Annotated in this window: 22 protein-coding genes; 18 read left to right on the top strand and 4 right to left on the bottom strand. The window is 69.1% G+C overall.

Going from position 1 to position 24,595, the window contains the following annotated elements; genetic code table 11:
- Positions 1-75: 75 nt before the first annotated feature.
- Positions 76-2,442 carry an arylsulfatase gene (locus AC1C2S_RS10775; protein ID WP_495352517.1) on the top strand — a complete coding sequence of 789 codons (2,367 nt, stop codon included), beginning with the start codon at positions 76-78 and terminating at the stop codon, positions 2,440-2,442.
- 50 nt (positions 2,443-2,492) lie between these two features.
- Here AC1C2S_RS10775 and AC1C2S_RS10770 read toward each other — a convergent pair whose 3' ends face one another.
- Positions 2,493-2,909: a transferase gene (locus AC1C2S_RS10770; protein ID WP_495352516.1), complete on the bottom strand. Its 417-nt coding sequence runs from the start codon at positions 2,907-2,909 to the stop codon at positions 2,493-2,495.
- 149 nt (positions 2,910-3,058) lie between these two features.
- Here AC1C2S_RS10770 and AC1C2S_RS10765 point away from each other — a divergent pair, with 149 nt between their 5' ends.
- The 4 genes from AC1C2S_RS10765 to AC1C2S_RS10750 all read left to right on the top strand — a co-directional run bounded on the left by AC1C2S_RS10765 (position 3,059) and on the right by AC1C2S_RS10750 (position 6,478).
- Positions 3,059-3,262 carry a hypothetical protein gene (locus AC1C2S_RS10765; protein WP_495352515.1) on the top strand — a complete coding sequence of 68 codons (204 nt, stop codon included), beginning with the start codon at positions 3,059-3,061 and terminating at the stop codon, positions 3,260-3,262.
- The gene (locus tag AC1C2S_RS10760; RefSeq protein WP_495352514.1) at positions 3,259-3,633 is read left to right on the top strand and encodes a type II toxin-antitoxin system death-on-curing family toxin; all 375 of its coding nucleotides are present in this window, start codon (positions 3,259-3,261) and stop codon (positions 3,631-3,633) included. Before AC1C2S_RS10765 ends, AC1C2S_RS10760 begins: the two co-directional genes overlap by 4 nt.
- 68 nt (positions 3,634-3,701) lie before the next feature.
- On the top strand, positions 3,702-5,507 hold the full coding sequence (locus tag AC1C2S_RS10755; protein WP_495352513.1) for an ABC transporter ATP-binding protein: 1,806 nt from the start codon (positions 3,702-3,704) through the stop codon (positions 5,505-5,507).
- Positions 5,504-6,478 carry an energy-coupling factor transporter transmembrane component T gene (locus AC1C2S_RS10750; RefSeq protein WP_495352512.1) on the top strand — a complete coding sequence of 325 codons (975 nt, stop codon included), beginning with the start codon at positions 5,504-5,506 and terminating at the stop codon, positions 6,476-6,478. Before AC1C2S_RS10755 ends, AC1C2S_RS10750 begins: the two co-directional genes overlap by 4 nt.
- Before the next feature lie 77 nt (positions 6,479-6,555).
- Here AC1C2S_RS10750 and AC1C2S_RS10745 read toward each other — a convergent pair whose 3' ends face one another.
- Positions 6,556-7,512, bottom strand: coding sequence for an FKBP-type peptidyl-prolyl cis-trans isomerase (locus AC1C2S_RS10745; RefSeq protein WP_495352511.1), 957 nt, complete (start codon positions 7,510-7,512; stop codon positions 6,556-6,558).
- Positions 7,513-7,677: 165 nt separating this feature from the next.
- On the opposite strand from AC1C2S_RS10745, the gene AC1C2S_RS10740 reads away from it, so the two are divergent.
- From AC1C2S_RS10740 to AC1C2S_RS10730, 3 genes are all read left to right on the top strand, one after another.
- A complete protein-coding gene (locus AC1C2S_RS10740) occupies positions 7,678-8,514 on the top strand; it encodes a class I SAM-dependent methyltransferase (protein ID WP_495352510.1) in 837 nt (278 codons plus the stop codon).
- 138 nt (positions 8,515-8,652) lie between these two features.
- Positions 8,653-9,471 (top strand): alpha/beta fold hydrolase, encoded by an 819-nt coding sequence (locus AC1C2S_RS10735; RefSeq protein WP_495352509.1) that lies wholly within the window; start codon positions 8,653-8,655, stop codon positions 9,469-9,471.
- Between the two features lie 4 nt (positions 9,472-9,475).
- The gene (locus AC1C2S_RS10730; protein ID WP_495352508.1) at positions 9,476-10,264 is read left to right on the top strand and encodes a MerR family transcriptional regulator; all 789 of its coding nucleotides are present in this window, start codon (positions 9,476-9,478) and stop codon (positions 10,262-10,264) included.
- Positions 10,265-10,446: 182 nt separating this feature from the next.
- Here AC1C2S_RS10730 and AC1C2S_RS10725 read toward each other — a convergent pair whose 3' ends face one another.
- The gene (locus AC1C2S_RS10725) at positions 10,447-11,298 is read right to left on the bottom strand and encodes a sulfurtransferase (RefSeq protein ID WP_495352507.1); all 852 of its coding nucleotides are present in this window, start codon (positions 11,296-11,298) and stop codon (positions 10,447-10,449) included.
- Between the two features lie 190 nt (positions 11,299-11,488).
- On the opposite strand from AC1C2S_RS10725, the gene AC1C2S_RS10720 reads away from it, so the two are divergent.
- From AC1C2S_RS10720 to AC1C2S_RS10705, 4 genes are read left to right on the top strand one after another with little or no spacing between them, the layout of a single operon-like run.
- Complete coding sequence (locus AC1C2S_RS10720; protein ID WP_495352506.1) at positions 11,489-12,682, top strand: ABC transporter substrate-binding protein; 1,194 nt, start codon at positions 11,489-11,491, stop codon at positions 12,680-12,682.
- Positions 12,683-12,694: 12 nt separating this feature from the next.
- Complete coding sequence (locus AC1C2S_RS10715; protein WP_495352505.1) at positions 12,695-13,564, top strand: branched-chain amino acid ABC transporter permease; 870 nt, start codon at positions 12,695-12,697, stop codon at positions 13,562-13,564.
- Position 13,565: 1 nt separating this feature from the next.
- Positions 13,566-15,629, top strand: a complete 2,064-nt coding sequence (locus AC1C2S_RS10710) for a branched-chain amino acid ABC transporter ATP-binding protein/permease (protein WP_495352504.1) — start codon at positions 13,566-13,568, stop codon at positions 15,627-15,629.
- Positions 15,626-16,330, top strand: coding sequence for an ABC transporter ATP-binding protein (locus AC1C2S_RS10705; RefSeq protein WP_495352503.1), 705 nt, complete (start codon positions 15,626-15,628; stop codon positions 16,328-16,330). Before AC1C2S_RS10710 ends, AC1C2S_RS10705 begins: the two co-directional genes overlap by 4 nt.
- Before the next feature lie 292 nt (positions 16,331-16,622).
- On the opposite strand, the gene AC1C2S_RS10700 is transcribed toward AC1C2S_RS10705, so the two are convergent.
- Positions 16,623-17,858 (bottom strand): ATP-binding protein, encoded by a 1,236-nt coding sequence (locus AC1C2S_RS10700; protein ID WP_495352502.1) that lies wholly within the window; start codon positions 17,856-17,858, stop codon positions 16,623-16,625.
- A 112-nt stretch (positions 17,859-17,970) separates the two neighbouring features.
- Here AC1C2S_RS10700 and AC1C2S_RS10695 point away from each other — a divergent pair, with 112 nt between their 5' ends.
- From AC1C2S_RS10695 to mnhG, 6 genes are read left to right on the top strand one after another with little or no spacing between them, the layout of a single operon-like run.
- A complete protein-coding gene (locus AC1C2S_RS10695) occupies positions 17,971-21,174 on the top strand; it encodes a Na+/H+ antiporter subunit A (RefSeq protein WP_495352501.1) in 3,204 nt (1,067 codons plus the stop codon).
- Positions 21,171-21,737 carry a Na(+)/H(+) antiporter subunit C gene (locus AC1C2S_RS10690; RefSeq protein WP_495352500.1) on the top strand — a complete coding sequence of 189 codons (567 nt, stop codon included), beginning with the start codon at positions 21,171-21,173 and terminating at the stop codon, positions 21,735-21,737. The genes AC1C2S_RS10695 and AC1C2S_RS10690 overlap by 4 nt, the downstream gene beginning before the upstream one ends.
- Positions 21,734-23,314, top strand: coding sequence for a Na+/H+ antiporter subunit D (locus AC1C2S_RS10685; RefSeq protein WP_495352499.1), 1,581 nt, complete (start codon positions 21,734-21,736; stop codon positions 23,312-23,314). The genes AC1C2S_RS10690 and AC1C2S_RS10685 overlap by 4 nt, the downstream gene beginning before the upstream one ends.
- Positions 23,311-23,913: a Na+/H+ antiporter subunit E gene (locus tag AC1C2S_RS10680; RefSeq protein ID WP_495352498.1), complete on the top strand. Its 603-nt coding sequence runs from the start codon at positions 23,311-23,313 to the stop codon at positions 23,911-23,913. Before AC1C2S_RS10685 ends, AC1C2S_RS10680 begins: the two co-directional genes overlap by 4 nt.
- Complete coding sequence (locus AC1C2S_RS10675; protein ID WP_495352497.1) at positions 23,910-24,182, top strand: MrpF/PhaF family protein; 273 nt, start codon at positions 23,910-23,912, stop codon at positions 24,180-24,182. Before AC1C2S_RS10680 ends, AC1C2S_RS10675 begins: the two co-directional genes overlap by 4 nt.
- A complete protein-coding gene (mnhG, locus tag AC1C2S_RS10670) occupies positions 24,179-24,544 on the top strand; it encodes a monovalent cation/H(+) antiporter subunit G (protein ID WP_495352496.1) in 366 nt (121 codons plus the stop codon). Before AC1C2S_RS10675 ends, mnhG begins: the two co-directional genes overlap by 4 nt.
- Positions 24,545-24,595: the final 51 nt, after the last annotated feature.

Below are 24,595 nucleotides of genomic sequence, written 5' to 3'. Positions count from 1 at the left end.
GTGGCCGCATCGTCACTGCGACGACCGCGGCGCCGAGCGCACGGATGCCGCGAATCAACGACCTGGGGGAACGTCATGAGTCTCGACCGCCACTCACGCAGCATGCTGCCGATCCCGGATCGCCCGGCCCCGGGCCTGACGACCTACGACGCGAAGGATCCGGACACGGCGTATCCACCCATCGAACCGCTGCTGCCACCCGAGGGCGCACCGAATGTGCTGATCGTGCTCGTCGACGACGTGGGCTTCGGGGCGTCGAGCGCGTTCGGCGGCCCGTGCAGCACGCCGAACGCCGAGAAGCTCGCGGCCGGCGGGCTGAAGTACAACCGCTTCCACACCACGGCCCTGTGCGCGCCCACGCGGGCGGCGATGCTGAGCGGCCGCAACCACCACTCGGTCGGCATGGGCAGCATCACCGAGACGGCGACGTCGGCACCCGGCAACAGCTCACTGAAGCCGAACACGAAGGCCCCCGTGGCGATGACGCTGAAGCTGAACGGGTACTCGACCGCGCAGTTCGGCAAGTGCCACGAGGTGCCCGTCTGGCAGTCCTCGCCCATGGGCCCCTTCGATGCGTGGCCATCGGGCGGCGGCGGGTTCGAGACCTTCTACGGCTTCATCGGCGGCGAGAACAACCAATGGGAGCCGGCCCTGTACGACGGCACCACCCCCGTCGAGCCGCCCGCGACCGCCGAGGAGGGCTACCACCTCACGGAGGATCTGGCCGATCACGCGGTGAGTTGGATCCGCACGCAGAAGGCGCTCATGCCCGACAAGCCGTTCTTCGTCTACTTCGCCCCCGGCGCGACGCACGCACCGCACCACGTGCCGCAGGAGTGGGCTGACAAATACAAGGGGAAGTTCGCCGACGGCTGGGATGCGCAACGGGAGAAGACCTTCGCACGCCAGAAGGAGCTCGGTGTGATTCCCCAAGACGCGGAGCTCACGCCGCGCAACCCGCTGATCACGGCGTGGGACGACATGCCCGACGACCTGAAGCCCGTGCTCGAACGGCAGATGGAGGTCTATGCCGGATTCCTCGAGCACACCGACCACCATGTCGGCCGGGTGATCGACGCCATCGAAGACCTCGGCGTGCTCGAGAACACGCTGATCTACTACATCATCGGTGACAACGGGGCATCCGCTGAAGGCACCATGAACGGCGCCTTCAACGAGATGGCGAACTTCAACGGCATGGCAGCGATAGAGACGCCCGAGTTCATGGTCTCGAAGATGGACGAGTTCGGCACGCCGAGCTCGTACAACCACTACGCGGTCGGCTGGGCCTGGGCGATGGACACGCCGTTCCAGTGGACGAAGCAGGTGGCGTCGCACTGGGGCGGCACCCGCAACGGCACCATCGTGCACTGGCCGAAGGGCATCGCCGAGCAGGGCGGGCTGCGCTCGCAGTTCACGCACTGCATCGACGTGGCGCCGACCATCCTCGAGGCCGCGGGCCTGCCGGAGCCGACAATGGTGAACGGCGTGCTGCAGTCGCCGATGGAGGGCACGAGCATGCTCTACTCGTTCAACGACTCCGGCGCCGCCGAACGCCACGAGCTGCAGTACTTCGAGATGTTCGGCAACCGCGGCGTCTACCACCGGGGGTGGAGCGCCGTCACGAAGCACAAGACGCCGTGGCTCATCGTCGATCCCGACACCCACGCCTTCGACGACGACGTCTGGGAACTCTACGACGGCTCCTCGGACTACAGCCAGGCACGGAACCTCGCGCAGGAGCAACCCGAGCGGCTCGCGCACCTGCAGCGACTCTGGCTGATCGAGGCGGCGAAGTACGACGTCTTGCCGATGGACGATCGCACGGGCGAGCGACTCAACCCCGAGTTGGCGGGTCGCCCGACCCTCATCCGCGGCAACAGCCAGCTGCTCTACCCGGGCATGGGGCGCCTGTCGGAGAACAGCGTGGTCAGCATTAAGAACAAGTCGTTCTCGGTGACGGCTGAGGTCGAGGCGCCCGAGGGCGGGGCGAACGGCGTGATCATCGCGCAGGGCGGCCGCTTCGGCGGTTGGACCCTCTACGCGTCAGAGGGCGCGGCGAAGTTCGTCTACAACGTGCTCGGTATCCAGTCGTTCGCGACAACGGCCGAGCAGCCGATTCCGGCCGGCACGCACCAGGTGCGCATGGAGTTCGCCTACGACGGCGGCGGCCTCGCGAAGGGCGGCGGCGTGACTCTCTACTACGACGGCGATGCCGTCGGCAGCGGGCGAGTCGAGACCACGCAGCCGATGATCTTCTCGGCCGATGAGACGACGGATGTCGGGTACGAATCGGGTACGACCGTCAGTCCCGACTACACGCCGCAGTCCAGTCGCTTTACGGGCAGGATCAACTGGGTGCAGATCGACGCCGGAGACGATGACCACGACCACTTCGTCGATCCAGAGGAGCGCATGCGCGTCGCGATGGCGCGTCAATAGGGCCGCGGGCCGGCTCGGCGGCGATCACGCCGCGGAGCCGCTGCTGCGACTCAGGCCGCGAGGCCGAGCCGGCGCAGGTCGTCGCTCGAGGCGCGGTACTCGTCACCCGCCTCGACAGTGACCTCGCGCGGCACTCGGGCGCCGTTCTGCACCCTCGCGTCGCTGCCGATGATCGCGTACGCGCCGAGCACGGCATTGCGGCCGACGACGGCACGGCGGCCGACATGGGCGTTCACACCCACGACGGCGCGTTCGGCGACGATCGCGTCGCCCTCGATCCAGCCGCCCGGGCCGATCTGCGCTCCGCGCTGCACTTCGGCGCCCGGGTCGACGTAGGCCGTCGGGTCGACGAACGCGGTCGGGTCGACCTTGGCGGTCGTGGCAACGAGGCCCCGGCCGTTCACGTGCTTGCGATAGCGACGCGTGATCCCGGCTTCGTCCTCGAACTCGACATAACTGATGCCCACGTTCTCCTCCTTCCGGGGTGGTGATTCCACACCCGAACACTGGTACAACACCGGAGCTGACCGGGGAATTCCCGCAGTGCGAGAGCTGGTGCACTCGGGGACATCCGCGTAGTATCAAAGTGGTACCAAGCGACCGAAAGGCAAGCGAAATGGCGATGAATCTGCGCATCGACGAGGCCGACAGTGCGCTGCTGCGCGCCCTGGCAGCGAAGGAGCACCGCTCGATGAATGAGGTTGCGATCCTCGCGATCCGCGATCGGGCCGAGCGACTGTCGAAGAGCGAGCGCACGCGCGCCGCTCTCGATCGCATGGAGATCCGCGACGCGGCTCTGCTCGAAGCGCTCTCGAAGTGACCGAGTACGTCGATCCGCTCGATATCGAAGAGTGGCTCGAGCGGCGCGGCCTGCATTTCCGCGACCGCTCGCTCTTCCTGTCGGCCTTGGCAGGCCCGATGCCGGTATTCGGCGAAGAGGTCTACGAAGGCCCGCATCTGAAGGCCGCGGTCTTGATGATCGGCATCAATCGAAACCATCCGTTGCTCGATGGAAACAAGCGACTGTCGTGGGCGGTGACGCTCGTCTTCTACGACCTCAACGGGTACGATCTCAGGCCCTCGGCCGACGCTGACGCGTTCATCCGTCGTGTTGCCGCCGGCAGCGAATCGCTCGCAGCGGTCATGGAGTGGCTCGAGCGGAACGCCCATCCGCTCGACTCACGAGGTTAGGCTGACCTAAGCACTACGGATGCCGCGTCGCGGGCCGTCCGCCGACCACCATCTCGCCAGGCCCAGCCATGCCCTCTGCACCGCTTCTCGAGCTCGATCACGTGAGCATCCGTCATGCGGGCGCGGAGGCCGCCACCCCGGTCGACGTGTCGTTCGATGTCGCACGCGGCGAGGTCGTGCTGATCCTCGGTCCGAGCGGTTGCGGCAAGTCGACGCTCACCCTGGCCCTCGACGGGCTCGTACCGCACGCGGTGCCCGCAACTCTCGACGGCACGGTGCTCGTGGCGGGGCTCGACACCCGCGAGCATCCCGTCGGCGTGCTGAGTGCGCACGTCGCCATGGTCTTCCAAGATCCCGACGCGCAGATCGTCACCGCCACCGTGCTCGACGAAGTGTGCTTCGCGCCCGAGAACCAGCTCGTCGAGGCATCCGAAGTGCGCCGGCGCGCCGAGCGCGCACTGAAACTCGTCGGCCTCTGGGATCGTCGCGCCGAGAACCCCGACGTGCTCTCTGGAGGCGGTCGGCAACGACTCGCGATCGCCTGCGCGCTGGCGATGGCGGCGCCCGTGCTCGTGCTCGACGAACCGACGGCGAACCTCGACCCCGCCGGCATCGACGAGGTCTACGCAGTGCTGCGCGAACTCGCGAGCGAGCGCGAGCATGCTGTCGTGCTCGTCGAACACAACCTCGACTCCGCCGTCGACATCGTCGATCGGGTGATCGTGCTCGATGCCGATGGGCGGCTCGTGATCGACGGGCCCGCCCGCACGACCCTGCGCGAACGGGCCGACGAGCTCGCCGCCCTCGGCGTCTGGCTGCCGGTATCGACGCTCGCGGGGATGCGCCTGCGCGACGCCGGGGTCGTGCTCCACCCGCTCCCCCTCACCCCGGCCGAGCTCGCGGCGGCCCTCGACGCGCAACCCGCCCTGCCTGCCCCGCTCATCGAATCGGCGCCCCGGCCGGAGTTCCGCTCCGTGAGCCTGTCGAAGGGAAGGGACGGTGAGGGCGGGGGTTCCCTTCGACAAGCCCAAGGAACCGGTGCCGATGAGGGAACCGGCGTCGCGATCCGCGCCCGCGCCCTCTCGGTGCGACGCGGCGGGCGACGCGGTCCGGTCGTCGTCGACGGCGTCGACCTCGAGGTGGCGACCGGGGACTTCCTCGCGATCGTCGGCACGAACGGCGCCGGCAAGACCACGCTGCTGCAGGCGCTCGCGGGCGTGATCCCTGCGCCTCGCGGCACGGTCGAGGTGCTGGGCGTCGACCCGGCCCGCTGCGACACCCGCGAACGAGCGCGCCGCATCGGCTTCGTGTTCCAGAACCCCGAGCACCAGTTCATCGCCCCGACGGTCGCCGAAGAACTCGCACACGGCCTCCGCCAGCAGGGCGCAACCGCCGCCGACATCGAACGCGGTGTCGACGCGATGCTCCGCCGCTTCGGGCTCGAAGCGCTGCGCGAACGCCACCCCTTCCTCCTCTCCGGCGGGCAGAAACGCCGCCTCTCGGTCGGCACCGCCCTGATCGCCGGCGCCCCCGTGCTCGCCCTCGACGAACCCACCTTCGGGCAAGATCGTGCACGCGCCGCCGAGCTCCTCGACCTGCTGCGCACCCTGAACGACGACGGGGCCACCGTGCTCGTCGTCACCCACGACCTGCAGCTCGTCGCCGACCATGCAAGCCACATCGCGGTCATGGCCGAAGGGCGCCTTCTCGGCGTGGGCCCGGCCGCCGAGGTGCTCGCGGGGCCGCTCATCGAGCAGGCCGGACTGCGTCACCCGCCGCTCGCCCGCGCCACTCGCGGCCTCGAGCGGCACCCCGCCTGGCATTCGGTGGTGCGGATGTCGCAGCTGCCGGTCACTTCGAAGGCGAACTCGTGAGCACGTTCGATGCGCGCGGCGCCGAGGACCCTCTCGGCGCGGCCGGGCACGACCGTGAGGGCCTCGCGGGCGCCGGAGCATCCGCTGCGCCCGACCTGACGGCGCCCGATGCGACGGCGCCCGATGCGACCGCCCCCGACCCGACTGCACCGGCCCCGACGACCCTCGATCCGTTCTCCGAGCATCGCGCCCACCACCCCGCGCACTTCCTCTACGCCCTCAACCCGCTGGCCAAACTCGCGGCGCCGCTGCCCGTGATGGTACTCGTCGTGTTCAGCCGCGGCATCGCCGTGCCGCTCGCGTTCATCGTGTTCGCGATGGCGGTACTGCTCATCGGGGCACGGCTGCCGGGGCGCGCGGCCGCAGCACTCCTCGTCGGCACCCCCGTGGCCGCCGCGGTGCTCGGCGTGACGTTCGGCGTGTGGATCGACCCGTCGAGCGTGGCCGGCGAGCCGGCGGCATCCGTCACCCTCGTCTCGATCGGCGACTGGGACTTCACGCTCGCCGCCTACCTCGTCGGGCTTGCGACGGGGCTGCGCATCCTCGCGATCCTGCTGCTGTCGCTCATCGCCGGGGTCACCTCGACCGGGCCCGAGTTCGTTCGCGCGATGGTGGCGAACCTCGGGGTGTCGTACCGCATCGGCTACACAGCGCTGGCCGCGCTGCGATTCGTGCCGCGCTTCGGTCACGAGCTCGAGATCATCCGGGCCGCCCATCGCGTTCGGGGCACGGATGTCGGTCGCGGACCGGTCGCGGCCGTGCGACGTGCGCTCGGCTACATCGTGCCGTTGCTCGCCTCCGCGATCCGCCACGCCGAGCGAGTCGCCCTCGCGATGGACGCCCGCGCCTTCGGCGCGCACCCCTCGCGCACCGAGCGGCACCTCTCGCCGTGGCGCGTGCGCGACACGGTGTTCGTGGCGTGCTTCCTCGTCGTCAGCGCGGCCATCGCCGCGCTGACGTGGGGCCGCTGAGCGCGCGCATCCCGCACACCCGTACCGGGAACGACGAAGGGCCGGACGGTATGCCGTCCGGCCCTTCGAGCAGCGTGCTACTCGGCCGCCGCGGTGTCTTCGATCTCGACGAGGAACAGGAGCGTCTGCCCGCCGAGTTCGTGCGCCTCGGCATCCGTGCCGTACGCGTACTCCGGCGGAATCGTCACGATGAGCTTCGTGCCGACCTTCTGGCCGACGAGCGCGGCACCGAAGCCCTGGATGACGCCATCGGTCGTGAACGTCGCGGCGTCACCGCCGTAGCTCTGGTCGAAGACCTCGCCGGTGTCCCAGCTGGTGCCCTGGTACTGCACGGTGACGCTATCGCCGGCCTGCACCTCGGCGCCGTCGCCCTCTTCGAGCACCTTCAGCTCGAGCTCGGTCGACGGCGGGGTGCCGGGCAGGGTCACCGTGGGCGCTTCGCCTTCGGCACCGAACTTGACCTCGGGCACGTTCTCGGTCCACTCGGCGGGCGTCAGGGGCTCCTGCACTTCGACGACGTCGATGACGATGACGACGGTCTCGCCGGCGGCGACGCCGATGGTCTCGTTGCCGGTGTCGCCGTAGAGCGTCGACGCGGGAGCGACGGTCACGGTGCGCGAGCCGACGGGCACGCAGTCGATGCCGGCGAGGAACGACTCGAAGACGCCCTCGTCGCCGACGGTGATCGTGGTGGGCTGCGAGAACAGCGACTCGCCGCTCGTGCCCGAGAAGGCGGTGACGACGACGTTCATCGGGTCGCCGTCGGCGGTCGTGTCACCGTCGCCCTCGATGGCGACGGTGCGCTCGAGCTCTTCGGCCTCGAGCGGCGTGGTGAACGTGGCGGTCGGCGAGGCGGCGAATTCACCCTCGACGGTCACACCGTCGCTGAGCGAACCCGACTTCACATCCATGCACTCGGCGGCAGCGGGTGTTTCGGATGCCTCGGGCTGGGGGCCGCCGGCGCAACCGGCGAGGAGCAGGGCTGCCACGGAGGCGAGCGCGATAGGCGCGGCACGGCGCAGGGCACGGTTCATGGGAGAAACTCTCGATTCGATCGTCAGCTGTGTGTGCCCAGTCTGCACGGTTCTGCTTTCGATTGCCTGAGTTCGTGCTCTCAGTGGCCTGAGTCAGCCGCCGGGATTCCGCGGCGGACCACCGGAATCCGCTCGTTCTGGGCCGATCAGGGCCAGAATGGGTGAATGGGGGACAAGTTGGGGGAACCTGATCTCGCTGGAGGATTCGCGGCTGCGGCCGCGTCGTTCATCGAGCTCGACGACGTACTGTGGAATCCGATCTCGACCGCGGCGGTAGCGCGGGCACGGCCGCGATTCGACGAGCTCGTGCTCGACGCGTGCTCGGGCGATGGGGCATCCGCGTTGCCGACCGCGGAGCTCGTGGGCATCGGCGGGGTGGTCGATGCGGTTGAGCTCGCCGAACCGCTCGTCGAGGTCGCACGAGAACGAGCAGGCGAGCGGATGCCGCAGCTGCGCTTCCACGTCGCCGACGTCACGAGTTGGGAGCCCACGGGGTACGACCTCGTGCAGTGCGTGCTGGGCGTCTTCTTCTTCCCCGATCCCGATGACGGCACCCGCCACTTGATCGAGCGGGCCCGGCCCGGAGGTCGGGTCACGATCACGGTTTGGGCCCGGGGCGCGTTCGAGCCCGTTCCGGAGCTGCTCGCGGCGGCCCTGCCAGATGGCGGCGCCGCGCTCGATGACGACGCTCCGCGCTCGGCCGGGCTCGAGTCGATCGACACCGCGGGAAGTCTCGCGCAATGGCTCACCGGGCTCGGGCTCACGGGGGTGCGCGCCGAGGCGGTGCAGCGGCACCTCGAGCTCACTCCCGAGCTCTCATGGACGCTCGTGCTCGGCACCGCGCTTCGCTTCATGCTCGACGGACTCGACGAGCAGGCGATCGCCGGCGTGCGAAAGCGGTACCTCGACGCGCTCGCCGAGCATGACCTGGCCTCGATCGACGTGACGACGCTCATCGCCGTCGGTCGGCGCCCGTCGGCCCCGACAGGGCCGGTCGAGTAACGCTGGTCGAGTAGCGAACGACGAAGGACGCGTCTCGAGACCCCGCACCGGGTCCCGACACGCTCGCTGCGCTCCCGACTCGACCAGCGATCCCCGGGGTATTGACCTTGACCTTGGGTCAGGGTGCAGGCTGACGACATGAACACGACGAAAGCAACGAAAGCAACCGATTCCAACACGGCATGGACTGGCATGGTGTCGGTCGATGACACGGCCTTGGCGGTCACCGACACAGGTGGCCCGGGCATCCCCGTGGTCTACCTGAACGGCGCGTACGCCTCGCAGCGGCACTGGGGGCGCGTCATCGCCGATCTCGGACCGGGCATGCGGCACATCACGTTCGACGAACGCGCCCGCGGAAAATCGAAGCTCGCGGCCGACTACTCGTTCGAAGCCTGCATGCGAGACATCGACGCCGTCCTCGCGGCGAGGGGCGTGGACCGGGCACTCCTGGTGGGCTGGTCCTACGGGGCCCTGCTGGGAGTGCACTGGGCCAGCCGGAACCCGGCCCGCGCCCTGGGCGTGGTGGGGGTCGACGGCCCGTACCCGGTCGGCTGGACCGACGAGGCCGGCCACGACGAGATCCGGAAGGTGTTCCGGCGCATGAAGCCCATGATGCCGCTGGTTCGCCCGCTGGGCCTGGCGGCGCGGTTCTCGGCCGAGACGCACGCGGATCTCGCCATCGAGTCCCACCTGCTGCACGCCGCCCTCGAACCGATCCTCGACGGCATGACCGTGCCGGTCCGGTACGTCGTCGCGTCCGGTGAGGCCGTGGGCAGCCGCGACGACCTGCAGGAGCAGATGCGGAAGGCCATCGACCCCGTGCTGGCCCGCAACTCGAACCTGAAGATCAGCGCGAAGGTCGCCAGCAACCATGGAAGCGTCCTGCGCAAGGATTCCCCGGCCGTCGCCGCGGTTGTGCGCGAGGTCGCCGCCCTCGAGCGAAGCGGTCGTTGAGGGCATGACCGGCGGACTCACGATCGGGCAGGCGGCGGCCTTCGCCGGTATCACGGTGAAGACCGTGCGGCACTACCACCGGCTCGGCCTCGTCGACGAACCACGACGCGACACCTCCGGGTACCGGCGCTACGGATCGGACGAGCTGCTGCGCCTGGTGCAGGTTCGGACCCTGGCTGCCGCGGGCGTGCCGCTGGCCGAGATCGGGTCCCTGCTCGACGCCGACACCGAGCAGTTCTCCGCTGCCGTCGCCGACGTCGACGAGCGGCTGACCGATCGGATCACGGACCTGATCGCGCGTCGCGACACGCTGCACCGGTTGGCCGACGGCGACCGCGCGTTGCTGCCCGACCGCGCGTGCGCCGTGCTCGACCGGATGCGCGCTCTCGGCTTCAGCCCCGATTACGTGGTCGGCCAACGCGAGGGCCTCGTGCTCGCCCGGGCGCTGTTGCCGGGGGGCTTCGACGGCTTCCTGACCCAGATCGAGCTTCGGCTCGACGACCCCGGGTACGTCGACCTGACCAAGCGCAGTTGGGAGGCCGAGAGCTGGGGCCCGGACGACCCGCGCATCGAGGAACTCGCGACCGCCACGGCCGACCATTACCTCGCCAACCCCGCCCTGCTGGGGGATCCCGGCATCATGCGGGCCTGGATCGACGCCTCCGCCAAGTACACACTGATCAACAACCACGGCGAAGGCCAGGCGCCGATCTCTGCGCGGCTGACCGCGCTCACCGAGGCCAGGCTCCGTGCCGCAGGAGTCCCCGTGCCGCACGAGCGACCCGAGGTCTGAACGCCCGATCGCCGGTCGAGGAGACCCCGCACGGGTCTCGATACGCTCGCTTCGCTCCCTACTCGACCGACGGAACCACGTCCGACCCGACCCCGCACGCCCAACCGCCGGTCGAGTAGCGCCCGACGAAGGAGGACGCGTATCGAGACCCCGCACGGGCCTCGATACGCTCGCTTCGCTCCCTACTCGACCGGCGGAACCACGTCAGACCCGACCGCGACCGCGCGGGAGTCGTCGTTCGACCATTGGCTCCACGAGCCCGGGTAGAGCGCCGCCCCGATGCCGGCGATGGCGAGCGCCGCGACCTCGTGCGCGGCCGTCACCCCCGACCCGCAGTAGGCCGCGACGGGTGTGCCGACGGTCGCGCCGACTCCGGCGAAGCGTTCGCGCAGCGCCTCGGGCGACAGGAACCGGCCCTCGGCATCGAGGTTGTCGGCGCTCGGCGCGGAGCGAGCGCCCGCGATGTGCCCGGCGCGGGGGTCGATCGGTTCGACTTCCCCGCGGTACCGCGGTGCGGCTCGTGCGTCGAGCAGCACGCCTTCGGCCGGGAATGCCGCCGCCGCGTCGATGTCGATCACCGGCATCGAGCCGAAGTGCGCGGTCGCGTCGCCGGGCTCGGGGGTGACGTCGCCGGTCTCGATCGGATGCCCCGCGGCCCGCCACGCGCCGAGACCGCCGTCGAGCATGCGCACATCTTCAGCCCCTGCGTGCCGGAGCAGCCACCATGCCCGTGCGGAGGACTGGTTGCCGACGTCGTCCATGACCACGACGGTGTCACCGTCGCGCAAGCCCCAGCGACGCATCGCGGCGGTGAACGCCGCTTCAGAGGGCAGCGGATGCCGCCCCTCCCCCGTCACCGCGTGATCAGCGAGCTCGTGATCGAGGTCGACGTACACGGCGCCCGGAACGTGCCCCGCGCGGTACGCCTCCGAGCCGTCGGGCTGCGCGAGGGTCCAGCGCACGTCGAGCACGACCGTTCGCGCTCCATCGGAGAGTCGTCGGGCGAGCGCTTCGGCGTCGATGAGAATCAGCATTCCTCCATCCAACCCGCAGACGCCCGTTCTGCGCGCAGCATCCATGTCTCCGTTGCATAACTTGGCTTGCGGATGCCTCGCCACGCACCGTATCTTCGAGGGAGTCGAAATAGTGACCGAATGGTCGGTCATGAATCATCACCCCCACTCAGCGAAGAGAACCCGCCAGGGCTCAAAGGAGAGTTCACCCATGCACCGTGTGCAACGCCGTCTGCTCGTTCCCGCCGCGGTCGCGGCATCCATCGCCCTCGCACTCACCGGTTGCGGCGCCTCGAACTTCGGCGGCGACTCCGGCGACGACGGCGCCTCGGAAGAGGGCCCGATCAAGATCGGCGCCGTGCTCGACATCACGGGTGTCGGCGCGAACCTCGGCGTGCCCGAGCAGAACACGCTCAACATGCTCGCCGAGCAGCTCAACGAAGACGGCGGCATCGACGGCCGCGAGGTCGAGCTGATCATCAAAGACAATCAGTCCACCGAAGACGGCGCAGCCAAGGCCACGTCGCAGCTCATCGAGAACGACGACGTCGACCTCATCATCGGTTCCTCCCGCACCGGCCCGTCGCTCGCAATGCGCCCGCTCGTCGAGGCAGCGCAAGTGCCGACCATCTCGGTCGCCGCGAACGCCGCGATCGTCGACGGCTCGGAGTGGGTCTTCAAGACCGCGCAGAACGACCTCGTCGTGCTCGAGCGCATCCTCGACGACGCCGAGTCGAAGGGCTACACGAAGGTCGCACTCGTGCGCGACGCAACGGGCTTCGGCGAGGGCATCGCCGACATCATCACCGAGCTCGGCGCCGAGCGCGGCATCACGCTCACGGCGACCGAGTCGTTCGAGCCGAGCGCGACCGACTTCACCGCGCAGATGACGAACATCCGCGGCGCCGACGCCGACGCCGTCATCATCTGGGGCATCACCCCGTCGGCCGGCCTCGCGCAGGCGGCCTACGTGCAGCTCGGGGTGGGCAAGCCGGTCTACCAGTCGCACGGTGTCGCCAACGAAGCGTTCTTCGAAGCCGCCGGGCCCGCAGCCGAGGGCGTCATCGCACCGATGGGCCGCCTGCTCGTCGCCGACCAGCTCGCCGACGACGACCCGCAGAAGGAGGTCATCGACCAGTTCATCGCGGACTACACCGAGGCCTTCGGCAGCTCGCCCTCGAGCTTCGCCGGGCACGCGTTCGACGCATGGCTCGTCGGCACGCAGGCCATCGAGGCCGCGGGCACCGAGCCCGAAGCGCTGCGCGACGCGATCGAGTCGACCACCGACCTCGTGGGCATCTCGGGCGTCTTCACGATGACCCCCGAGAACCACTCCGGCCTCACCGCCGACGCGCTCATCATGGCGCTCGCCGAGGGCGGCCGCTGGACCCTCTACGAAGAGTAGGCAGCACTCGTTTTGATCGATTTCCTCCAGCTGACGGTGGCAGGGCTCTCACAGGGATCTGTGTACGCCCTGCTCGCCGTCGGCCTCATCGCCACCTACACGGTGCGGCACGTCGTGAACATCGCCCAGGGCGACTACGCGACGCTCGCCGGTCTCGGCAGCATCTCGCTCGTCACGGCCGGCCTGCCGCTGCCCGTCGCCATCCTCATCGCGCTCGTCTCGGTGACCCTCGCATCAGTGCTCATCGAACGCCTCGTGATCTCACGCGTGAAGAACCTCACGACGCTCGTCTCGATCATCCTGACCCTCGGCGTCTCGACGTTGCTGCAGGCGATCATGCTCCTCATCTGGGGAGCAGAGGGTCGACGTCTGCCCGCCTTCCCCGGCAGCGACCTCGACCTCGGCGGTGTCAGCATCCGCTCGCAGGAGCTCTGGATGCTCGGTGCACTCGTCGTCGTCGGCGGCGGCGTGCTGCTCTTCTACGAGAAGACCCGCTGGGGAAAGGCGCTGCGCGCGAGCGCAGAGCAGCCGGTTGCAGCACGCATCGTCGGTATCTCGCCGGCCGTGGCATCCGTCATCGCCTTCGCGATCGCCGGGTTCGTGGGCGCGACGGCGGGCGTCGTCAGCTCGCCGATCTACCTCTCGATCTGGTCGGGCGGCCTGCTGCTCGGCCTCAAGGGGTTCGTGGCGGCGGTGCTCGGCGGGCTCGTCTCGTTCCGTGCGGCGATCGTCGGCGCGCTGCTGCTCGGCATCATCGAGTCGTACGTCGCCGGCTACGTGGCATCCGGATGGAAGGACGCCGTCGCGTTCTTCATCCTCATCATCGTGCTCATCATCCGACCGGCTGGCCTCGTGCTGCGCCCGAACGCCGTGAGGGTCTGAGATGTCCTACCTGAACAAGGCCGCCATGCGGTCGAAGACCGGCTTCTGGCCCAACAACCGCGGCACGATCATCGGCGTCGCAGCGTTCGCCGTGATCATCGCCATCGTGCCCTTCACTGCGAGCTCGTCGATGATGAACATCGCCGTCTTCTCGATGATCTTCGCGCTGCCCGCGATCGGCCTGTCACTGCTCATGGGCCTCGCCGGCCAGGTGTCGCTCGGCCAGGCGGCGTTCTTCGCGATCGGCGCGTACACGCACGCGATCCTGTTGCAGAAGTTCGAGCTGCCGGGCCTCGTCGCCGCGGTCGGCGGCGTCGTCGCGGCGATGCTCGCGGCGCTCCTCGTCGGCTTGCCGATGCTGCGCCTGCGCGGCCACTACCTCGCCCTCGCGACGCTCGGCCTCGGCTTCATCGTCATGATCGCCGTGCGCGAGTGGGACTTCACCGGCCGCACGACGGGCATCTACGGCTACGGGCGACCCGAGATCTTCGGCATCCCGATCGACAACAACGGCCTGTTCTTCTGGTTCGTCGCACCGTTCGTGCTCATCGGCCTCGTGCTCGCGCTGAACCTCACCCGCTCGCGGGCGGGCCGGGCGCTCTCATCGGTCAACGACTCCGAGCTCGCAGCCGAGTCGCTCGGCGTCAACACCTACGCCCTGCGCGTGAAGGTCTTCACCCTCTCGGCGGGCTTCGCCGGGCTCGGCGGCGTCTTCTACGCCTATCAGGTGCAGATCGTCTCGCCGCAGGTCGCGGAGTTCCACGTCTCGGTGGAGCTGCTGCTGATGGTCGTCATCGGCGGTCTCGGCTCGGTGTGGGGCGCGATCGCCGGCGCGTTCATCGTGGAGCTGCTCTCAGAGGGCCTGCGTGACCTGATTCCCGCGATCATCCCCGGCGCGACGGGCGAAGTGCAGCTCATCGGCTACGGCCTCGTGCTGATCCTCGTGATCATCCTCTTGCCCGGCGGGCTCTACCAGGTCGTGAAGACCACGTGGGCGGCGATTCGCCGGCGAATGGCCAAGCGAGCGGATGCCGCGGCGCGGCCAGTGCCCGACGGCACTGCCGATGCGGGTGCCGGCTCCAGCGACGTGCCGACGCGTGCGTTCGGCGGGTTGCCGGGCGAGTCGGCGTCAGGTGCCGCCGGTGCCGCCGGCCTCAGTGCCGCCAATGCCGCCAGTGCCGCCAGTGCCGGGGGTCTCGACGAGGCGACGGATGCCGCGGCATCCGCCCCTCGCATACCGGCCGTCTCGACGCCGGTGGCGGTCGGCGAGACGATCCTCGAGGTCACGGGTCTCACGAAGCGCTATGGCGGCGTGGTCGCCGTCGACGACGTGAGCTTCACCGTGCCCGCCGGCCGCATCATGGGCCTCATCGGCCCGAACGGCGCCGGCAAGACGACGTGCTTCAACATGATCACGGGCGCGATCACCCCGACGTCGGGCACCGTGCGCTTCCTCGGCCAGGAGGTGCAGGGCAAGAAGCCGCACGTCGGCGCCGAAGCCGGACTCACCCGCACGTTCCAGAACCTGCAGGTGTTCTCCTCGACCGATGTCGTCGGCAACGTCTACATGGGCCGCTACCGCAAGGGCCGGGCCGGCATCCTCCGCGGCATGCTCGGCCTGCAGGGCCGCGAGCAGTACGCGCACGAGGAGATCGCCCGCGACATCCTCGATTCGATGCGGCTCGGCGACGTCGCAGGCCTCGCCGCGGGCGACCTGCCGTTCGGCCGCCAGCGCATGATGGAGGTGTGCCGGGCGCTCGCCGCCGAGCCCGCGCTGCTGCTGCTCGACGAGCCCATGGCGGGGCTTTCGGGCCACGAGCGCGAGCTGCTCGCGACGCTGCTTCGAGCGCTGCGCGACGCCGGCCTCACGATCGTGCTCGTCGAGCACGACGTGGCGCAGGTCATGGCGCTCGCCGACTCGGTCGCGGTGCTCGACGACGGCGTGCTCATCGCGCACGGCGACCCCGAGTCGGTGCGCAACCACCCCGCGGTCATCGTCGCCTACCTCGGCACCGATGCCGAAGAGGCCGAAGCCGAGCTGAAAGAGCTGGAGGACCACTCATGACCCTCGAAGTCGTTGGCCTCGATGCGGGCTACGGCAAGCTCGCCATTCTGCACGACGTGAGCCTCTCGGTCGCGCCGGGCGAGATCGTGACCGTCGTCGGTTCGAACGGCGCCGGCAAGACGACTCTCCTGCGCGCGCTCAACGGTCTCATCAAGCCGACCGCCGGCACCGTCACGCTCGACGGAGTGAACCTCACCGGGCGGCCGACGGAGAAGATGGCGGCGCTCGGGCTCACCCACGTGCCCGAGAACCGGTTGTGCTTCCCGTCGCTCTCGGTGCGCGACAACCTCATGCTCGGCGCGTGGAGCCGCGGCGGCAAGGGCGACCTGGCAGCGGTGCTCGAGCTCTTTCCGCGGCTGCAGCCTCGTCTCGGCCAGGCCGCCGGCACGCTCTCGGGCGGCGAGCAGCAGATGGTCGCGATCGGCCGCGGCCTCATGGCCTCGCCCAAGGCGATCCTGCTCGACGAACCCTCGATCGGGCTCGCCCCGAAGGTCGTCGCCGAGATCATGAAGGTACTCACCGAGCTGCGCGGCCGCGGCATGGCCGTGCTCCTCGTCGAACAGAACGTGCGCGCCTCATTCGGCATCGCCGACCGGGCCGTCGTCATGCAGCGGGGTCGTGTCGTGCTCGAGGGAACGCCCGCCGAACTCGTCGAGCTGCCCGAAGTGCGCAACGCGTACCTCGGGGGTGCTGCGGCGTAGCCGACGCGGCGTGTTGGCGGGCCCAGGCGCGGGCGCGCCGGTCGGCGGCACCCCAGCGTGCGAGGCGGTCATGCGAGATCTGCCTCAGGTGAGGCAGAGGTCACATGGGTGATCCCGACGCCTCTCCTATATGGGTGATACGAACTCCTCCGGAATCGCAGCGGCGGGTCGACGTCCGGCCACCGATGAGTTGCCGGGTCGAGGTCTCGATACGCTCGCTGGCGCTCACTACTCGACCAGCGGGAGGGGCGCTCGCTGGCGCTCACTACTCGACCAGCGGGAGGGGCGCTCACTACTCGCCCGGCGGAAGCTCGTCGCGGCGACGCCGCTTCTGCACTTCGGGCACCGTCAGCTCGGGCACCGCGCGCAACATGAACCGGTCGAAGTCGGGCACCGTGAACGCGGCGTAGCCGTGCTCGGGGGTGTAGAGCAGCCCCATGTCGATGAGCTCTGCGCGAGTCGGGCCGACTTGCGTCGATTCGCGCCCCATGACCCTCGCGACATCCGATGCCTTCTGCGGCTCTGAGCCGAGCTCCGCCATCGCGCGCATGTACGCCGTCTGCAGCGGAGTCGCCCGATCGAGTCGCACCCTGAAGAACGATCCGTCGAGCTTCGCCTCGTAGGCGTCCTTCGCGATCTCGACGTCGTCGCGGCGCACGCGGCCGTCGACGGCGACACCCCAGACCTGATAGCCGAGTTCCTGAATGAAGTAGGGGTAGCCCTGCGTGATCTCGATGGCGAGGTCGACGGCGTCGGCGTCGCAGACGACGCCTTCGACGAGAGCGGGTTCGATGAGGGCTTTGCGAGCGTCGTCGCCGGTGAGCGAGCCGATGCGCGGAAACTTGAACAAGCGCTCGGCATACGATTTCGCGTCACCGGCGAGCTCGGCGATCTGCGGCAGGCCCGCCCCGACGAACGTGATCGGGAGCTTGCGCTGCACCGTCTTGTGCACGGCCTGGATCAGCGCTTCGAGTTGCGAGCGCCCGAGGAACTGCACTTCGTCGATGAGCAGCGCGACGCCGCGCCCCTGCTCAGCGGCCGCTTCACCGAGTGCGACGAAGACATCGGTGAGGTCCATCGACAGGTCGCCGTGATCGCCCAGGCCCTCAGCGGGTGGCACGTCCCACGACACGCTGAACGTGCCCTGCTGATCGACCGACACCGCGAACGCGCTCAGCACCTCGGCGGCGCGTCGGCCCCGCTCGGTCCACCGAGCGCGCGGAGAGAGGCGGAGCAGGGCGGCCTTCAGCTGCGAGAACATCGACTGCCGGAAGCGAGCGTCGTCGTGCTTCGCCGCCTCGATCTCGACGACTTCCCAGTGCGCAGCGCTCGCGATGTCCATGAACTGACCGAGCAAGACGGTCTTGCCGACGCCGCGCAACCCAGTGATGATCATGGACTGCTCGGTTCGCCCACGTTCCAGCCGGCTCAGGAGCACCCGGAACGCATCGATCTGGTCGCCTCTGCCGACGACGATCTCGGGGGCAGCACCGGCATTCGGCGTATACGGGTTGCTGATGCTGTCCATGACCCAGATCTTAGAACCTTTACCAAACTTTATCGAGGAGTCATAAAACCGACTAAAGAGCCATCAGCCTGTAGATAGAATGACAGGACGGTGCGAGCGCGAGGAGGGTGAATTGATCGCCAGCCTCGCTGCCTTCGCGGCCGTCGCGCTCGTCACGCCCTTGCTCACGCGCTGGCTCGGCCGGCGCATCTTCGCGATCATCGCCCTGCTGCCCGCGGCGGTCTTCGTGCTACTCCTCACGTGGCTGCCCGGCGTACTCGCGGGCACGCCCGTCGTCGAGATCGTGCCATGGATCCCCGCCCTCGACATCGCGCTCAGCTTCCGGCTCGACGCACTCGCACTCCTCCTCGCGCTCATCGTCACGGGCGTCGGCGCCCTCGTGCTGCTCTACTGCATGCACTACTTCACCGACGACGAGCCGGCACTCGGGCGATTCGCGGCGCTCCTCCTCGCCTTCGCCGGCGTCATGTTCGGCCTCGTCGCGGCCGACGACGTGTTCATCCTGTTCACGTTCTGGGAGGCCACGAGCGTGCTCTCCTACCTCCTCATCGGCCACTACACCGGCCGAAAAGAGAGCCGCGGTGCCGCGCTGCAGGCACTCACCGTCACGACGTTCGGCGGGCTCGCGATGCTCGTCGGCCTCGTCATCCTCGCCGTCGACGGCGGCACGACCTCGCTCGCCGAACTCGTCGCCCACCCCGTCATTGGCGCAGCCGGCGAGTGGGCGATCGCCCTCGTGCTGCTCGGCGCGATCTCCAAGAGCGCACTCGTGCCGTTCCACTTCTGGCTGCCCGCCGCGATGGCCGCCCCCACGCCCGTCAGCGCGTACCTGCATGCAGCCGCGATGGTGAAGGCCGGCGTCTACCTCGTTGCGCGCCTCGCGCCCGGGTATGCAGACCTCGAGGTGTGGCATCCGATCGTCATCGGACTCGGCGCGCTCACCATGCTCGTCGGCGGTTGGCGAGCCCTCCGCCAGTACGACCTGAAGCTCCTGCTCGCCTACGGCACGGTGAGCCAGCTCGGCTTCCTCATCATGGTCACGGGCCTCGGCACCCGCGACGCAGCGCTCGCCGGGGTCACCCTGCTGCTCGCGCACGCGCTCTTCAAGGCGACGCTCTTCCTCGTCGTCGGCATCGTCGATCACGCGGCGGGCACGCGCGACTGGCGCAAACTCTCGGGGCTCGGCCGTCGCATGCCGGTGATCGCGACGATCGCGTTCATCGCGGCCGCGTCGATGGCCGGTGTGCCGCCGCTGCTCGGCTTCGTTGCGAAAGAGGCCGTGTTCACCTCGTTCCTCGATGCCGTCGCCGCAGGCGACTCGTGGGCGTGGGTCGCGCTCGTCGGCGCCTTCGTCGGGTCGGTGCTGACGGTCGCCTACACGGTGCGCTTCATCTGGGGCGCATTCTTCTCCAAGACGGATGTCGCGGCGACACCACTGCACGCCGAGAGCCGTGCCATCGGCGTGGCACCGGGCATCCTCGCAGCGGCGACCGTCGTAGCCGCATTCGCCATTCCGTTCATCGAGCCGCTGCTCGCGGGCTACGCCGACGAGCTGCCCGGTGGTCACGAGTACCACCTCGCGCTCTGGCACGGCTTCGAACCGGCCCTCGCGGTCTCGGCCGTCGTGTTCGCGCTCGGCGCCCTGCTCGTCTGGGGCAGGCAGCGGGTCGCGCGCGTGCAGGCGTCGGTGGCACCGATGCTCGACTCGGCGCGCGGGTACCTCAGCATCGTGTCGGTCGTCGACCGCGTGGCGGCATCGACCACGACGGCCATCCAGCATCGAGGACTCCCCGGGTACCTCGCGATCATCATCGCGGTCTTCATCGGCGGCCTCGGCACGGTGTCGATCATGAACACCTCGTGGCCGAGCGACATCCGACTCTGGGACTATCCGGCGCAGCCGTTCCTCGCCCTCGTCATGGGCGTCGCCGCTGTCGCCGCGGCCACGGTGCGCCAGCGGGTCACCGCGGTGCTCCTCGTGAGCGTCACCGGCTACGGCCTCGTGCTGCTCTTCGGCATGGCCGGAGCGCCTGACCTCGCGCTCACGCAAGCGCTCGTCGAAACCATCGTGCTCGTGGTCTTCGTGCTCGTGCTGAGGCGCCTCCCGAAGCAGATCGCGCAGCGCAACCCTCCGGTGCACAAGCTGGCGCGCGGCATCATCGGCGCCCTCGCCGGCATCGTCATGGGCGTGCTCGGGCTCGTCGCGCTCGGCGCGCGCATCCGCCCGACGATCGCCGATGGCCTGCCCGCCCTGGCGCTCGAAGCCCACGGCACCAACATCGTCAACGTCATGCTCGTCGACGTCCGCGCTTGGGACACCCTCGGCGAGATCTCGGTGCTCGTCGCGGTCGCGACGGGTGTCGCGAGCCTGATCTTCGTGTCGGGTCGCACGGGCGGTGCGCCGCGCCTCGACGCGGGCGACGAGGGCGTGAACCGTCGCGATCGGCTGCGACCGGTGCCCGAGCCCGCATGGTCGATCCGTGCCCCCCGCACGAGCCTCGCCGACACCGAAGGCGAGACGGATGCCGCGGGCGAGGCCGCCGAGACGAGGCAGACGTGGCTCCTGGCGGGTCGCACGATCTCGCCGCGCAACCGCTCGATCCTCATCGAGGTGCTCGTGCGGCTCCTCTTCCACCCCGCGATCATCGTGTCGGTCTTCCTCCTCTTCGTCGGGCACAACGCCCCGGGCGGCGGCTTCGCCGGCGGACTGCTCGCGGGCCTCGCCCTCGTCGCGCGCTACCTCGCGGGCGGGCGCTACGAGCTCGGCGAGGCGGCCCCGGTCGACGCGGGGCGCCTGCTCGGCACAGGGCTGCTGCTCGCCGCAGGCACCGCCGCGGGTTCACTGCTCTTCGGCGGCCCGGTGTTCGAGTCCGCCTGGTTCGAGACCGAGGTGCCGTTGCTCGGCACGATCTCGATCGGCACCTCGACGCTCTTCGACATCGGCGTCTACCTCGTGGTCGTCGGGCTCGTGCTCGACATCCTGCGATCGCTCGGCGGCGAGGTCGACCGCCAAGAGGAGCGCCAGTCCGACGACGACAGCGGATTCACGACGGGCGACGGCGACGACGACGTCGATCACAACGAAGGACAGGAGTTCGCCGACGGTGCCGAGTACGACTCGGATCCCATCGGTCGAGTCGGCGCGCCAGCGCCGTATGGAGACTCAACGGGGGGTCTCGATACGCGGCCTCCTGCGTCGGTCGCTACTCGACCAACGGAAACGGGTCTCGATACGCGGCCTCCTGCGTCGGTCGCTACTCGACCAACGGAAACGGGTCTCGATACGCGACCGACGGATGAGGGGGCCCGCACATGACCGCCTCCCTCACGCTCGTCGTGCTCATGGCCGTGCTCTTCGGCGCGGGCGTCTCGATCATGCTCGAACGCAGCCTCACACGAGTGCTCATCGGGTTCCTGCTCGTCGGCAACGCGGTGAACATCCTGATCTTCCTCATGAGCGGGGCACCGGGGCTCGCGCCCATCCTGAGCGATGGTGTCGATGCCGACGAGATCTCCGACCCGCTGCCCCAGGCGTTCGTGCTCACGGCGATCGTCATCAACCTCGGCATCACGGCGTTCATGCTCGCGCTGATCTACCGCTCGTGGTGGCTCGCGCAGCTCGGTGCGAAGGGCGACCTCGTCGACGATGACGCAGATGTCGCCGAAGACGCCGAAGAGGCGGCCGACCTCATCCGCAGCTCCGCGGCCGACGACCAAGCGATCCAAGACCTCATCGATGCGAGCGACGAAGAGCCCGACGAAGAGCTCGACGAGGAGCTCGAGCTCGAGGCATCCGCTCGCGACGATCTCGATGGCGGGGGTCTCGATACGCCTCCTTCGTCGACTACTCGACCAACGCGGGATGAGGGCAAGCCGTGACCGCCGTACTCGTGCCCCTCGTCGTGCTGCTGCCCCTGCTCGGGGCGGCCGCAGCGCTGATTCTCGGCCGTCACCGCCGCGCGCAGATGGCGGTGAGCCTCAGCGTGCTCGCCGCAGTCACCGTGATCGCCGCGGTGCTGCTCGTCGCGGTCGACACGACCGGCCCGGCCGTCGTCTACATCGGCGGGTGGGATGCCCCGTGGGGCATCACCCTCGTCGTCGACCGGCTCTCGGCGATCATGCTCGTGATCTCGGCGATCATGCTGCTCGTCGTGCTCGTGTACTCAGTGGGGCAGGGAATCGCCGACCAGCATCGCGAGACGCCCGTGTCGATCTTCCACCCGAGCTACCTCATCTTGTCGGCGGGCGTCTTCAACGCCTTCATCGCGGGCGACCTCTTCAACCTCTACGTCGGCTTCGAGATCCTGCTGTCGGCGAGTTACGTGCTGCTCACCCTCGGTGGCACCGGCGAGCGCATCCGAGCGGGCGTCACGTACATCATCGTGAGCCTCGTCTCGTCACTCTTCTTCCTGAGCGCGATCGCGCTCATCTACGGCGCGACGGGCACCGTGAACATCGCCCAGCTCTCGGTGCGCCTCGCCGAGCTGCCCGGCGACGTGCAGCTCATGCTGCACCTCCTGCTGCTCATCGCCTTCGGCATCAAGGCGGCGGTCTTCCCGCTGTCGTTCTGGCTGCCCGACTCGTACCCGACGGCGCCCGCACCCGTCACGGCGGTGTTCGCGGGCTTGCTGACGAAGGTCGGCGTGTACGCGATCATCCGCACCGAGACGGTGATGTTCGTCGAGAGCGACGTGACGGTGCTGCTCATGGTGGTCGGCGGTCTCACCATGCTCATCGGCATCCTCGGCGCGCTCACGCAAGCCGACATCAAGCGATTGCTCTCGTTCACGCTCGTGAGCCATATCGGGTACATGATCTTCGGCATCGCCCTGGCGAGTCAGCTCGGTCTCGCTGCGACGATCTACTATGTCGTGCACCACATCACGGTGCAGACGACCCTGTTCCTCACGACGGGTCTCATCGAGCGCTTCGGCGGTGCGACGTCGATCAACCGGCTCGCCGGGCTGCTCAAGGCCTCGCCGCTCCTCGGCGTGCTGTTCTTCATCCCCGCGCTGAACCTCGGCGGCATTCCGCCGTTCTCCGGGTTCCTCGGCAAGACCGGGCTGTTCCTTGCCGGCGCCGAGGGCGCTGCGGTCGACCCGAGCACGGCGTGGCTCATCTGGGTGGTCATCGGGGTCGGCGCCCTCACCTCGCTCATCACGCTCTACGCGTTGACGCGCTTCTGGAACATGGCGTTCTGGCGGCGGCGCTCCGAGCTCGACGGGTACGAGTCGGTGCTGCTCGGCTCGGTGCTCGAGGCGCCCGAGGGAGCCACGGTCACCGCGACCCGCACCACGCCCGTGCTCATGGTGGTCGCGACGAGCGCCCTCGTGATGGTCACGATCTGCCTCACCGTCTTCGCCGGCCCGATGTTCGACCTCGCGGGGCGCGCGGCCGCCGACCTGCTCGACGCCGGCGCGTACATCTCCCTCGTGTTCCCCGGAGGCATCCGATGACGCATTCAGCAGCGGATGTCTCGCGCTGGCGTTCCGTCTGGCGCCAGCTGCCGCTCCTCGTCGCCCTCGTCCTCGTGTGGGTGTTCCTCTGGGACCAGGTCACCGTGCTCACGGTGGTCACGGGGGTGCTGCTCGCGATCGGGGTGACCCGCGTGCTGTACCTGCCGCCGGTGCTGCTCAGCGGTCGCTTCAACGTGTGGCGGGGTTTGCTGCTCGGCCTGCGCATGATGTACGACGTCTCGAGCGCCTCGCTGCAGGTCGCCTGGCTGGCGCTGGATCCGCGGTGGAAGCCGCTGAACTCGATCATCGCCGTGCAGCTGCTCACCCGTTCCGACCTCGTGACCACCCTCACGGCCGAGGCGATCTCGGTCGTGCCGGGCACCGTCGTCGTCGACATCGACCGCGAGCGGGGGCTGCTGTACCTGCACGCCCTCGGCACCCGCACGGTGGCCGACATCGATCGGGTGCGCAGCGCCGTGCTCGGCACGGAGGAGCGCATCGTGCTCGCCATCGGCACACGTGCGCAGGCGGCATCCGTTCGCGCTGCCCGTCGTGAGCGTCGCGAGCACGCCGCACGAACGAAGGGAGCAGGCACATGACCTTCCTCGAGATCGTCAGCATCATCGCCGGAGTCATGTTCGGCATCGGCGCGATCGCCTCGGTCTACCGCATCATCAAGGGGCCGTCGATCCTCGACCGCGCGCTTGCGACCGATGTGCTGCTCGCGATCGCCATCTGCGCGCTCGGCGCCGAGATGGCGATCAACAAGCACATCGACACCCTCGTGGTCATGCTCGTGCTCGCGATGTTCGCGGTCGTCGGCTCGATCTCGATCGCACGGTTCATGGCGAAGCAGGATGCCTCATGAGCGCCGCCGAGATCGCAGTCGGCCTCCTCATCCTGGTGAGCGGGTTCCTGTCGATGGCCGCGGGCATCGGCATCGTGCGCTTCCCCGATGTGCTGACCCGGTTGCACGCGGCGACGAAGCCGCAGGTGCTCGGGCTCGCGACCGTGCTCGTCGCGATCGTCGTGCAGGTTCCGACGTGGGGCGTGCTCACCACGGCCGTGCTCGTGATGACGTTCCAGTTGCTCACCCAGCCGATGACCGCGCACATGCTGGGGCGCTCGGCTTACCGCAGCGACCACGTTCGCCGCGACCTCCTCATCGAGGATGACCTCGACCGCGACATCGCCGAGCACGACCAATCGGGGTCCGAGAGCCAACGGTGATGCCAGACGGAGGCCCGGCAACAGCCCGGATCGTCTGGATCAGACGGTGAG

The sequence above is a fragment of the Agromyces sp. Y782 genome, assembly GCF_059445405.1.
Note: the sequence above shows the minus strand (reverse complement) of the source record. Positions and strands in the feature narration are given on the sequence as shown.